Raw genomic sequence first — 11,921 nt, 5'->3', positions numbered from 1 at the left:
TTCAGTGAAAGTTCAACGTGTCGGAGCAGTGATTTCCGCCCAGCACCAGCGCAATGTTGTCCAGTCCACGCAGACCGAGATCGTTGCGCGTCTGCACGGTGGCCGACCCGCTGTGCGGCGTCATGAAGACTTGCGGCAGTTCGAGAAAGCGCCTGTCGAAGTGCGGCTCGCTGGCGAACACGTCAAGTCCCGCAGCGGCAATGTGGCCGCTGCGCAGGCTGTCGATGAGCGCGGCTTCGTCGATCAGCGAACCACGCGCGGTGTTCACGACAATCGCGCCACGCGGCAGCATCGCGAGTTGACGGCTGCCGATGAGCGGCGCCGCGCCCGGACTCGCAGGAAGATGCAGCGACAGAATCCGTGCATGCGGCAACAGCTCGTCGAGCGAGTCGAAGTAGCGCGCGCCCTGCTCGATGTCCTGCGCAACGCGACGGCGGCTGTGATACAGGATGCTCATGCCGAACGCACGGGCACGCTGCGCAACCGCCTGCCCGATGCGCCCCATCCCGACGATGCCGAGCGTGCTGCCCGTCACCCGATGCCCGAGCAGCTCGCTCAACCCGAGCGCGCGGCCCCAGCCGTCCTGCATCACCTGCAGGTGTTCGCGGGCCCGCCGGCTGGCGGCGAGAATATGCAGCAAAGTAGCGTCGGCAGTGCATTCGGTCACGACCGGCGCATTCGTCACGACGATGTCCCGGGCTTCGGCCGCCTGGAGGTCGATGTGATCGAAACCGACGCTGGTCGTCGCCGCCACGCGCAGGCTCTGCGGCAGGCGCTCGATCAGCGTGCGATCCAGACGCAGCGCGCCCGAGAACAGCAAGCCTTGCGCTTCGTGGGCATGCGCCTGGCTCACCAGATCGTCGACCGACAGCGGTTCGTGCGGAACGATGGCATCGAACCGCGCCTTCGCACGTTCCTCGACGGCGGGCTGCATCGGCCGCGACAGAATGATTCGATGCTTCATGCCACGACCGCCTCCGGCAACTTGAGCCGTTTCAGCTTGCCGACGATGAAGAGGTAGCTCAATGCACCGACCAGCGCATGCGTGCCGACGAAATACATCGCGCCCGTGAACGAGCCGGTGATCGCGAGGATGTAGCCGATGGCGATCGGCGTCACGATGCCCGCGATATTCCCCGCTACGCCGAACAGTCCGCCCGCGATGCCGACGATTTCAGGCGGCGCGGTATCGACGACGACGGCAAGTCCGATCTGTGCAAGACCTTTGCCGAACAAGGCAAGCGACATCAGCGCGACGATCACGGCGGTCGAATCCGTAAAGTTGCACAGCACGAGCAGACTCGCGAGCAACATGCCGGAGACAAACGGAATCTTGCGCGCGGCGGTCACGCTGCCGCCGCTCTTCAACACGCGATCGGAAATCCATCCGCCGAGCACGCTGCCGACGAAACCGCAGATCGCGGGCAAGGTCGCGACGAAACCGACGTGCAGCAAATCCATGCCCCGGCCCCTGACCAGGTAGATCGGGAACCACGTGATGAAGAAATACTGAAGCGACGTGATGCAATACTGGCCGAGATACACGCCCGCCATCATGCGGCTCCTGAGCAGCACCTTGATCGAACCGGCGGGCGGCGGGACACGCTTCTTCTTGTTCGCTTCGATATCGATCATCGCGCCGTTCTCGCGCAGATAGTCGAGCTCTTCCTGCGTCACTTTGGAACTCTTGTCCGGCGCCCGCATGACCGCGAACCAGACCCCCGCGAGCAACATGCCGAAGCTGCCCATGAACCAGAACACCCAGTGCCAGCTCAACGCGTGACTGAGAATGCCCATCACCGGGACGAACAGAACGACCGCGACGTATTGCGCCGAACTGAAGATCGAGGTCGCGAGTCCGCGTTCGCGCAGCGGAAACCACGCCGCGACGATGTAGTTGTTGGCCGGATAAATCGGCGCCTCTACGAGACCGACGAGAAAGCGGCATGCGAACAACGCGCCGATGGCAAGCGTCACTGGCAGAAAGCCGACATAGCCCTGGAGAAACGTGAAGAACGACCAGAGAAAGAGTGCCGCACCATAGACCTTGATCGAGTTGAAACGATCGAGCAGCCAGCCGCCCGGCAATTGCCCGATGACATAAGCCCATGCGAACGCCGAGAACACATAACCCATCGTGACGCTGCTCAGGCCGAGTTCCTTGGCCATCGGTGCGCCGGCAATCGAGAGGTTCGCGCGATCGCCGAGATTGACTGCGGTGACGAGCAGAATGAGCACGAGCACGTAGTACCGCACGTAGCGGTGCCGCGCACGGACTGCGCTGAGAACAGCCTGCGTTGACATCGAATGTCTCCTGAGTGTCGGACGGCCTTCATACCGCCCGTCGGGTAAGCGATCCGGGCGGGCCGCCCCTGCATGTGGCTGCTCGATGCAGCTCTTTTTGCCAGGCGCCGTGCTTAGCGCTTGTTCAACTCGAAGACGTGATGCTGCTTCGTGTGACGCTTGATGTAGTCCCAGTCGTAGGTGACGCCCAGCCCCGGGCCGGTCGGTACCGGCACCGTGCCGTCGCGGTCGATGCAGTCGATCTGGTCGTTGTAGTCGCACGCATAGACCTGCGGGATGTTGTTCGCACAGTCCGGACCGACGAGCGCGACTTCGTAGTAGTTCGAGTTGCGGATCGCGCCCATCACGTGACGATGCGCCGGGCCGACCGCATGCACTTCGACATCGAGACCGAAGGCTTCCGCGAGACGCGCTGTCTTGATCGCGCCGGTGATGCCCATGTCGTATTCCGGATCGACACGCAGGAAGTCCGTACCGCCCGCCATCAGGAAGTCCGCCTTGGGTTCGAGGCCGCGCACATGCTCGGTGATGAGCAGCGGCGTCTTGAGCATCTCACGCAGCTTCTTGTGCGAGAACGCGGACAGGCCGGCATCGCGATACGGATCTTCAAACCAGAAGTAGTTGGCTTCGTCACAGGCGCGGCCGACGTAGAGCGCATCGGCGAAGGTCTTCAGATCGCAGGCGCCGTCGTACATCAGGTCCATTTCGTTGCCCACGGCCTTGCGCGTCGCGAGAATCGCGGCGGCCTCTTCCTTCGGGTTGCCGTCGAACCAGCCGTGAATCTTGTAGCCGCGATAGCCCATCTCGCGGCAGCGCACGGCGAACTCGCCATATGCTTCGGGGCTGTCGAGACCCCCGTTGCGATCGCCGTGGAAAGTGCTCGCATAGGCCTTCAGACGGGAACGATATCCGCCGAGCAGGTTCGCGATCGACGTATTCAGTTGCTTGCCGACCAGGTCCCACAACGCGATGTCGACCGGACCGTGGCCCATGTGATCGAAGTGATGCAGCTTGCGCTTGAACTCGTCGTAGAGCTCTTCGCGCATGGCGGGATCGCGGCCGAGCAGGTCCGGGGCAAGCATGATCGACTGGGCGAGCGCCGGGCGCGTGCCGCCCCACATCGCCACGTATTCGCCACGCGCGCCGTCGTCCGCTTCAATCACGACGGCGTACTTCTTCAGCTTCATCCTGCCGCCCTTCTTGTAGGCGACGTGGTTGTGCGTATGCTCGGACGCGGCGGCGAGGTTCTCGACCTCGTATTCGAAGTCGAAAATCTCGACGCGGTTGATTTTGCTCATGACAAGTCTCCGGTGTTCGGCGCGAGATAGCGCTATCTGACGTGCAAGATAGCGCTATCTCATCCAGATGACAAGCAGCTTTTTGCGTTACTTTTCGAACTTGGGGTTTACGCGGAAGCGCGTCGCACGACAGAAAAGCCGACATCGACGACGCGTTCGGTCACGTCTTTCGATGCGCGCTCGACGATGAGCCGCGCCGCTTCCTGCCCGATGATCTTGCCGTCTGCGCGGATCGTGGTGAGCGGGGGATCGGTGTCCGGCGCGAAGTTCATGTCCCCGTAACCCATTACGGCGAGCTGTTCCGGCACGTCGATGCCGCGCGCTTTCGCTTCCGTGAGCACGCCGAGCGCGACCATGTCGGAGGTGCAGAATACGGCGTCGAGCGGTGCGGGCCGCGACAGCAAGTCGGCGAGCGCGCGGCGCCCTTCGCCTAACGTGCTCGGCGCGGGAATCAGGACGGATTCGACGCGTGCCTTCTTGTCGTGCTCGCGTATGGCGGCGATGAAACCTTGTGCGCGCATGGCTGCGCGGTCGTCGTTCGCGCTGATGATGGCGATATGGCGCCGCCCTTCGCCGATCAGGAATTCGGCGGCCTCGCGACCCACGGCGGTCTGCGAGAAACCGACGAGCATGTCGAGCGGCTCCGGGGGCATGTCCCAGGTTTCGATGACCGGAACGCCGGATACGAGCAGCCGCTTGCGCCCTTCCTTCGAGCGCACGGCGCCCACCGTGACGATCGCGTCGGGACGGCGTGCGATCAGCGTATCCAGGAGTGCGGGCTCGAGTTGATGCCCGTAGTCGCTCTCGCCGAGAATGACCTGATAACCTTTCTTCGCCAGCGCGCTTCGCAGGGCCTGCACGAACTCGAGATAGATCGTCGATGCGATGCTCGGCACGATGACGGCCACCAGCAGACTGCGCGCCGATGCAAGTGCCCCGGCAAGCAGATTCGGCACATAGCCCGTTTCGATCACGGCGAGGCGTACTCGCTCGACCATTTCCGGATTGACGATTTCCGGCGAATTCAATGCTCGCGAGGCCGTCATCGGCGCCACACCGGCTGCCCGGGCGACATCGGCCAGCGTCACGCGTCCGCTGCCTCTGCGCGCGCGACGCTTGACCAATGAAGAAGGGTTGTCGACTGACAAAACGCGTTCCCTCGAAACGTGCGAGTAACAATGCTCGTGCTTCGACGAGCTCCACAGGCGAAGTATGCCCGAAGGGCTGTGCAGCATGGCGTACGAGAGGATCCGGAGGCGCGGCGCGTGGGGTGGCGTGCTCCAGCTGAAGTTGACTACGTCCCGCGGCCTGCTGCCTCCTGCTTGCGCATCGGCATGGCGTCGATGGTCTTGAACAACTCACGGGATTCGATCGGCTCGTGCGAGTCCAGTTTCACGCCGCCGTCCTTGCCGACGAGAAGCACGCGAAACGTGCCGGCCTTGACTCCGTATCGTTGACGTAGAGCGCTGGCGGAATCGCCGACGCCTTGCACGTCATTCCCGATCACTTCGATCACCAGGAGATCGCGCTCCGGAAAGCCCTTGCTTCCCTCGATGGTCGCGCGCTGTTTCGACAGTGCCGCAGAATCGGCATTCCCGGCGAAGATGATGAGCAAACGCTTCTGCCATGAGTACTGTTCGACAGAGGGTGCTGTGCTTCCCCCGGCCTTCGAGATTGTGGTCATTCCCATCAGCATCGTTCCCATGATGCCTGCAAGTACCAGATACCGGTTCATTGGCCAGCCCCTCAGACAGAGTTCAAGGAGACCGGATACGACATGGCGCACCGGGTCTTTATATTCAGCATACCTCTACCCGTTGGCTTCGGTTGGGGCTTGATGAGTGTCTTGAGACGTCTGTGCGCTTGGACGGGGATAGTCGGCGCTGGTCTCGCCCGATTCCGGTCGCGGTCGAGACGCTGCCGCCGTTCGTATGCATATAGGCCGTGCCGGGCAGCAGCTGAGCGGAATCTTGAAAGGGCGCTTTCTTGCCGATTTAGAATCGGGGCCGAACGATGTTCGTTTCCGTACGCGGGTGATCGTCAATCCAACCTTACCCCTGAAACCGGCCAGGTGCCGTCCGTGAACAATTACTGAGTGTAGTGGGTCGGGAAACAAACATGCAGTCAATCGACGGGACCGAGTAACACGTCGATTGCGGCTTGGCCGGCAATTTCGGCCACCAGATAGGCCCAACGCTCAGTAAAAGGTCCGTTGCGCAACGGGATGCGGCTTCCCCGCGCACCGAGCACTTCGAGGTTCGTGGCGCCTCTTATCTGAAAGGTCACGTCAAAGGTGTTCTCGTCAGCAGCCGAAGTCAGTTCGATCTGAATCTCGAAGCCGCGGTATGCGATCGTTCGGTGCATGAAAGCCTCCCTTTTCGTCTTCGGAGACTAACATGAGTCAGCATCGGACGGTCTCCGCAACCTTTTGGATAGGTCGTCATGCATGCGCCACCACGCGTCCTCAACTATCTACATGCCGGAACCTTCAGGACCGCAATTACCGATTGAGTGAATGCTTCTTGGAACAAACTCGTTTGCACGATCTTCAACTGTTCTATCGACCTGTTTGAAGGGCGGGAGCGCTTGGGTCGTTGCATCCCGCTGGGTCGCTGCTCTCTTCCCGCACGCGATCGTTCGGTTGCTCGCCGAAAAACGCGCGGCTCTTTGGGCAAGTGTCGATCGCTTCCTGTGCTTATGCCGTGCAAGCGCGCTCTGCATCGCCCGCGCTCTGATACCCGCTTTGGGCAGGCAGCCTGAACACGCAACTCCGCGACTGACCGTCTTCCGCTTCCGGCTCTTTAATGCACACGGCGGCATCGAATCCGTCCTCATCGTTGTGACCGTGACCGGACATGATCCGGCTGGCGTGGAAAGACGAGCGGATAAATTTCCAGCCCACGATATAAGCGGAAATTGACTGGCATGAGTGAGCCCTCGAGCCGCTCAGGCGCCAAAGAAGACGGTGTGCAAAGCAGCTTTGCATGATGGACTTCGGTAAGTTCGTCGAAGCACTGCTGGAACACAAAGCGGCACTCGGTCCAGCCGGCACGTCCCATCCTACCCGCTTCCCTTTGTATAGCTTACTTTGAGCGCACAACTTTGGCTGATGTTAGAAGGAAGCGCGTTATACAGCGATTCACGGGCTATACTTAAGCATTCTCCGTCAGTCGAAGCGGCGCCTGTCTGTCCCAATGGAGCGCCTATGTACCGGATCATTCCATTCCGCGGCTTCGCCACGTCCGCGGGGCGGTGTCAGCCGAAGACATGTATGACGTGACGTTTCCAATCAAAGGCAGCTCCAATCCTGGCGTGCTTGGTCGCGCCGGCCACCGCATCCAGATTCATTAGGGTCCTTTTACTCGTCGCTGGGCCTATCTCATTGCAGAGAGCGCCGGGCAAGCGGCAGTCGATGCCCTCCTCGATGCGCAGCAAAAAGGATTGACAAGGCGGCTTTGCGTGGGCTTTAACGTCGCCTCTCAGTCCACTCGGTCCTGCATTCAATTATCTCGACAAGCTCGCCCTCGGAGCTTCATCCGTTGCACAGGCCTCTCTATGAACGCTAACCTTGTCGAACTGTACGTTAGCCCGAATGGCGATAGGTGGTTGTTGGTTGCCGCAGCCAACGGTCATCCCGTCGTTCGGCACGTTCCCAGCACCGCTTCGGGGGGACGCTCATCAGATTTGTCCCTGTCGGCCTTTCTTTGCACCGACGGCGCAACGCCGCAGCAAGATGCGCTGCTTCGACTGATCAGCCGACTTGCCTTGCCGCTCGCAAGCGCCTGCTCGACTGTACCGGCAGACGTCCCCGCACTGCATCGACCTACTGCAGATGACTTGCTTCTCACGGCGGCTCGTGTGAGGACCTTCGCCAGCGCACAGCATCTCACCAATGCAAGCGGCTTCTTCTTTGCCCGTGACGAGCGCCTCTTTCTCGTCACAAGCCGTCATGTGGTCAACGACGAACCTAGCAAGCACTTCCCCGATCGCCTGGACATAGAGCTTCACGTCGATCGAGATAATCTCGGTGCGTCGACGTGGTTTTCGATGCCACTGTTTTCAGAAGGCGTCGCAGCGTGGCGACAAGGCTCCGACGACGGCGGCTCGATCGATGTCGCGGTGCTGGAAATTCACAAAGCTAGGCTGCCATCAAGTGCCGTCTTCAACGCGTTCACGCCTGAGCATCTGCCCAAGTCTGGCGATGCCATGCCGATAGGCGCCTCGGTTCTCATCGTGGGGTTTCCGCTCGGCTTTCACGACTCGCTCCACCATCTTCCCGTCGTGAGACAAGGCGTCGTTGCATCGGCGTTCGGTCTTCGCTTTCAGGGTAAGGGATGCTTCATTACGGATGCGCGAACGCATCGAGGGACAAGCGGCGCACCTGTGGTGATGAGCAAGCCGTTAAAAGAACAGTCGGCGATGGGTGAGAGCTTGCCATGGACGCTTCTTGGCGTTCACTCATCCACCATTGACATGGGCAGTCGCGACCTCCAAGTCGACGAGACGCTCGGCCTCAACAGCGCATGGTACGCCGACATTTTGATGACGCTCACGGAACACTGAGGCAGTCGTTTCTCCCGGCGCCGGCAGCTACCTTCCGACAACAGCGCTGAGCGGTCCACCTTGCCATGACGACGGACGCACAAACTTACCGGCCTTCCGAGGCGGCGCTGCTTTGAAAAAGCTGCAGGAGGGCCGAGACAGGGCCGTCAGAGGCTTGCGGAAGGGCCCGATTTCGCCATGGGCATCCGCGGGCCAGGCCTTGCCCTCGTGGTGGTCGTTAAGCTGCCACCGGATCAAACCATAGCCAGGCGCACGGCGTACTCAGCAGATTGCCTGCTTACGAGTTGGGCACGTCACTGAATCACTAATCGGTTGCGACCGAGAAGGTCCACTCGTTCACGGAACTCATCCTGTCTGAACGCAAACGCAGGATGCTACGGACATGCGCCCCGTCGAGATGGCATGCCGCAGCCCGAGCCTCCTGCATTTTCGTGAAATGGTGCACCCTGCCGACGTCGGCAACTGCCGAACAACTACAGAAACTACCTCTGGGAATAGCCCTCTCGCCACAACGTGGCACCGACGGCCATCAGAACTTGGGCGTCTCCTTCCTCCAGACGATCCCAGGCCGACGCCAGCCACTGCGCGAGTCCGTTGCACGCGTCATTCAACGTCACGTAGTCTCTTCCCTCAGCGTTGAACTGCTCAAAGGTAGCAAGTACGTTTTCTTCTGTCGCCATGTCAATCCCCAGGGTACGTCCGTACTCGACGAGCATAGCCGCGAGTTGCTTGAAATATGCTGGACTGTCCGCGCCCACTTCTCGCACGCCTTCGTACGGGCTTCGCTGCATGGGCCTATCACGGATGTCCAGTGTAGTGACTGCCACGGGGCGTCAGCCCAAGCGACGCATGTGACATCGATAGCGCCGGTCCTCAACTGCCGTCGTCGGTCGCACGCGCCGGCGAAACGTAGATCGATTTCGAAAAAAGCGTCTCACCGCCCATCGATCGATCGAGTACACCGATCGCTCGGTTCAGCAGGCCGACCTCGGCGCCCATGCTACGCGCTTGACGCATATAGAAGTTCACAGCATCGAGCCCGTCAATGGTGCGGGCATCGCCTAGCGGTTGCCCCGGCCACCGCGCGAGAAGTACTGGATCTACATCGGGCCCGTAACTGTCCCTACTCGACAAAATGCACCCGGTGCCAATGTGCACCACTTCGCTTCGAGCACGATCTGCGTGGAACTGCGGAAGTGTCGAAAGAAACTCCAGTAGAGGATACATTTGCCCTCCGGGGCCTGTGCCTGCGATAGGTTGGGGGATCATTCAGCGCGCTGCAACGGTGGTAACACCGATCACGCAGTCGCCAGGAATACAGACGTTCTAAACGCAGCGCTATCGCACGCTTTGCGGGAGTCGCTCGGCTTTAATCCTTGAATGCCGAAAGGGCAATCGTTAATGAGATCGCAGACTGCCGCGAATCCGCTCATAGCCACGCTCCCATGATCGCTAGCGATCACATGTGGGCTGGCGCTGGCTCTGTTCAGCCGCTGAAACGGTCGCGTATATCGACTTATGGCAGACCGCAGTAGTACTGCGCGTCACCTTGCCGGCAAACAGCTATGATCCGGCGATCCTATCACCGGTAGTCGACCCCCGATTTCCGGGGAGAGATGACTGGCAGGACGAGCTGACTATATGGTCAGACGCATCGGACAAAGAGGTTCCACTAAAGCGCGCCGATGCGATCGCGCAAATTGTGACGCGCGGGTGTCGACTGTAGCGACAGAAAAGGGCCGGTAGACCGGCCCTTGAACTGCGTTACAGCGGTGAGATATTCGCGGCTTGCATGCCTTTCGGACCGCGCTTTGTCTCGTAGCTTACTTTTTGATTCTCCGCGAGCGTCTTGAAGCCGTCGCCTTTAACTTCCGAGAAGTGAGCAAACAGATCGTCCCCACCCGCATCAGGGGTGATGAAACCAAAGCCCTTGCTATCGTTGAACCACTTGACTGTACCGGTATCCATTAGAATTCCTTGAAAAAATAAGAGCTCGCGTTCGGAGCGACAAAAACTTCAAGGAAGAAGAGAGGATAGCGAGTACCGCGCCGACGACGCGGATAATGGTGATCAGCAATCGAGCTTCTTGAATATTTCATTTTTCACAATATAGTGGTGGCATGGCCTTGTCAATGCTTTTCTAGACGATTCTCAGTGGAACTGGGGCGGCTAATTGCGCCCTGATGACGACTCGAATATCGATCGGCTCTTGACATGCGGAAGTCGGCCGTGAGCCGTTGCAGCCCCAAGCCGCAACGCCGACGCACGTGCTGTCGTGGCAATCGTCCTGCCGAACGGCATGATGGTTGTACCTCGCACGATTGACGGGTTGACCACTCAACACGTTGAGCCGCTTAGGCGTCTCCTAGCGGTCTTCGTGCGAATCTCCAGGTTCGCGTTCCCATGTTTTCCGCGGAATGCTGTCGTTATTGTTCTTGTCAGCAAGATAAAAGATGAGCCATGCACCAAGGACCAACATAGTGACCGTCATCGCTATCATTGATGCACCGTTTAGTAGTTGCCGCGCCAGCGTCGCACTCCCACACGCTGAGAGCCGTGGGACAGCAGGCCTCTCAGCAACGCCAGTTGAAAACGTGATGCGAGGCACCTGCCAATGCCCACCGCAGCTTTGGTCTCGCTTGTTTCGGTGGCATTCCACAAAGCCAAGCAGATGGGCTGCCATTGGGACAATGAGCGCTAGGACTGCGGCTGCGACACGCAATTCCACGTCGGTCGTGTCCCACACGAACACTTAGATGGCCCCTAATGCTTCTCGCCACCGCTCGCTGGCACAGAACACGCTCGATGCCGGAGTCGTGCGACACGTCACAGGCTCCACAGGCTGGTCATCGCCTAGGCACTCGACGGTAGCGCACTTATTTTACTGCTCCGCTCACGACAACCTTTGACACCGGCGACGGATCGGAGTGTCCGCACCGCTTCGCGCGCTTTTGCTTCGAGCGACGCGCGCCCATTTCTTCGATCAAGTGCGTAAAGCCTCGAAGCCCACGGTGCACGGCACCTTTTTCATTCGCATTCATCAAACCTCCTTGAGCATGCACGTAGCTCATTATGCGCCCCCGGTACGAGGGGCGAGTGATTACTGCTGCAATGTCCGAGACGGCGCCTGTCACGGCGGGTCAGAAGGCGCCACGCACATCGTCGCCCTGACGTCGTGCCGGTCGAGACATGAATGACACTAGACACGAATGCCCTCAACACCGCTCGCGCAGGAAAATTCGGCCATCGGGGCGCAACCAGGATTACCGTCATCGCGGAATTGATCGTGCAACGTTTGGAGCATGCTTTAAGTCGCTCCGCAAAGGATCACCTTATGGTCGCCGTCCTGATCGCCCTTGCCCGAGAGCCGTATGGATGAAGATGGAAGCTATATGGCGGATAGCAAAGAGACGTTGCAGCGCTGGCGTGACAGCATTAAAAGAAAGATCACGATCGGTGTTGGCGTGTCGACGCGGAAAAAACCGATTCGCTCGTTGGAGAGGGCTTCTTGAACCGGGCTGATCTGCCGTTCTGCATTCCCGCGTCCTGTATCGTTGAGCGCTGTAATTTGGCAGGTCCGAGAGAGAACCAGTCATTCGATTGGCAAGGGGACGGCACTTGCCGAGGCTGGCGAGACGGCCGCGCAAACTCGCGCGCTGCTTCGAGCCCGATCCGGCTTTACTATCGTTCAGTTAGCTGCCGATTCAAGTTGGCAATAGTGGGCCTGCTATCCAGGGAATGATTCTTACCAGTATC

General features: G+C 60.0%; 11 protein-coding genes. 2 read left to right on the top strand and 9 right to left on the bottom strand.

Going from position 1 to position 11,921, the window contains the following annotated elements:
- Position 1: 1 nt before the first annotated feature.
- The 6 genes from QCE69_RS16840 to QCE69_RS16815 all read right to left on the bottom strand — a co-directional run bounded on the left by QCE69_RS16840 (position 2) and on the right by QCE69_RS16815 (position 5,966).
- Complete coding sequence (locus QCE69_RS16840) at positions 2 to 964, bottom strand: D-glycerate dehydrogenase (RefSeq protein ID WP_309931974.1); 963 nt, start codon at positions 962 to 964, stop codon at positions 2 to 4.
- The gene (locus QCE69_RS16835; protein ID WP_309931972.1) at positions 961 to 2,304 is read right to left on the bottom strand and encodes an MFS transporter; all 1,344 of its coding nucleotides are present in this window, start codon (positions 2,302 to 2,304) and stop codon (positions 961 to 963) included. The genes QCE69_RS16840 and QCE69_RS16835 overlap by 4 nt, the downstream gene beginning before the upstream one ends.
- Before the next feature lie 113 nt (positions 2,305 to 2,417).
- A complete protein-coding gene (locus QCE69_RS16830; RefSeq protein ID WP_309920499.1) occupies positions 2,418 to 3,602 on the bottom strand; it encodes an enolase C-terminal domain-like protein in 1,185 nt (394 codons plus the stop codon).
- A 107-nt stretch (positions 3,603 to 3,709) separates the two neighbouring features.
- Entirely contained in the window at positions 3,710 to 4,750 is a 1,041-nt protein-coding gene (locus QCE69_RS16825) for a LacI family DNA-binding transcriptional regulator (protein ID WP_309931970.1), read from the bottom strand.
- A gap of 146 nt (positions 4,751 to 4,896) precedes the next feature.
- A complete protein-coding gene (locus QCE69_RS16820; protein ID WP_309920495.1) occupies positions 4,897 to 5,337 on the bottom strand; it encodes a DUF4174 domain-containing protein in 441 nt (146 codons plus the stop codon).
- 389 nt (positions 5,338 to 5,726) lie between these two features.
- Entirely contained in the window at positions 5,727 to 5,966 is a 240-nt protein-coding gene (locus QCE69_RS16815) for a hypothetical protein (protein ID WP_309920492.1), read from the bottom strand.
- A gap of 1,191 nt (positions 5,967 to 7,157) precedes the next feature.
- On the opposite strand from QCE69_RS16815, the gene QCE69_RS16810 reads away from it, so the two are divergent.
- Positions 7,158 to 8,165, top strand: coding sequence for a serine protease (locus QCE69_RS16810; protein WP_309931968.1), 1,008 nt, complete (start codon positions 7,158 to 7,160; stop codon positions 8,163 to 8,165).
- Between the two features lie 482 nt (positions 8,166 to 8,647).
- Here QCE69_RS16810 and QCE69_RS16805 read toward each other — a convergent pair whose 3' ends face one another.
- The 3 genes from QCE69_RS16805 to QCE69_RS16795 all read right to left on the bottom strand — a co-directional run bounded on the left by QCE69_RS16805 (position 8,648) and on the right by QCE69_RS16795 (position 10,133).
- Entirely contained in the window at positions 8,648 to 8,956 is a 309-nt protein-coding gene (locus QCE69_RS16805; RefSeq protein WP_309931966.1) for a hypothetical protein, read from the bottom strand.
- An 82-nt stretch (positions 8,957 to 9,038) separates the two neighbouring features.
- A complete protein-coding gene (locus QCE69_RS16800; protein WP_309920486.1) occupies positions 9,039 to 9,392 on the bottom strand; it encodes a hypothetical protein in 354 nt (117 codons plus the stop codon).
- 537 nt (positions 9,393 to 9,929) lie between these two features.
- Entirely contained in the window at positions 9,930 to 10,133 is a 204-nt protein-coding gene (locus tag QCE69_RS16795) for a cold-shock protein (protein ID WP_040048723.1), read from the bottom strand.
- 1,403 nt (positions 10,134 to 11,536) lie between these two features.
- Between QCE69_RS16795 and QCE69_RS16790 the strand changes: the two genes are divergently transcribed.
- Positions 11,537 to 11,677, top strand: a complete 141-nt coding sequence (locus tag QCE69_RS16790; RefSeq protein WP_309931964.1) for a hypothetical protein — start codon at positions 11,537 to 11,539, stop codon at positions 11,675 to 11,677.
- Positions 11,678 to 11,921 lie beyond the last annotated feature (244 nt).

Origin of the sequence: Caballeronia sp. LZ032, assembly GCF_031451315.1 — a bacterium.
Classification (GTDB): Bacteria; Pseudomonadota; Gammaproteobacteria; order Burkholderiales; family Burkholderiaceae; genus Caballeronia.
The sequence above is the reverse complement of the archived record's forward strand: the minus strand, read 5'-3'. Positions and strand labels throughout refer to the sequence as shown.

Coding starts and splice junctions, on each gene's coding strand:
- QCE69_RS16840 (WP_309931974.1), bottom strand. CDS start 964: ATGAAGCATCGAATCATTCTGTCGCGGCCGATGCAGCCCGCCGTCGAG.
- QCE69_RS16835 (WP_309931972.1), bottom strand. CDS start 2,304: ATGTCAACGCAGGCTGTTCTCAGCGCAGTCCGTGCGCGGCACCGCTAC.
- QCE69_RS16830 (WP_309920499.1), bottom strand. CDS start 3,602: ATGAGCAAAATCAACCGCGTCGAGATTTTCGACTTCGAATACGAGGTC.
- QCE69_RS16820 (WP_309920495.1), bottom strand. CDS start 5,337: ATGAACCGGTATCTGGTACTTGCAGGCATCATGGGAACGATGCTGATG.
- QCE69_RS16815 (WP_309920492.1), bottom strand. CDS start 5,966: ATGCACCGAACGATCGCATACCGCGGCTTCGAGATTCAGATCGAACTG.
- QCE69_RS16810 (WP_309931968.1), top strand. CDS start 7,158: ATGAACGCTAACCTTGTCGAACTGTACGTTAGCCCGAATGGCGATAGG.
- QCE69_RS16805 (WP_309931966.1), bottom strand. CDS start 8,956: ATGCAGCGAAGCCCGTACGAAGGCGTGCGAGAAGTGGGCGCGGACAGT.
- QCE69_RS16800 (WP_309920486.1), bottom strand. CDS start 9,392: ATGTATCCTCTACTGGAGTTTCTTTCGACACTTCCGCAGTTCCACGCA.
- QCE69_RS16795 (WP_040048723.1), bottom strand. CDS start 10,133: ATGGATACCGGTACAGTCAAGTGGTTCAACGATAGCAAGGGCTTTGGT.
- QCE69_RS16790 (WP_309931964.1), top strand. CDS start 11,537: ATGGATGAAGATGGAAGCTATATGGCGGATAGCAAAGAGACGTTGCAG.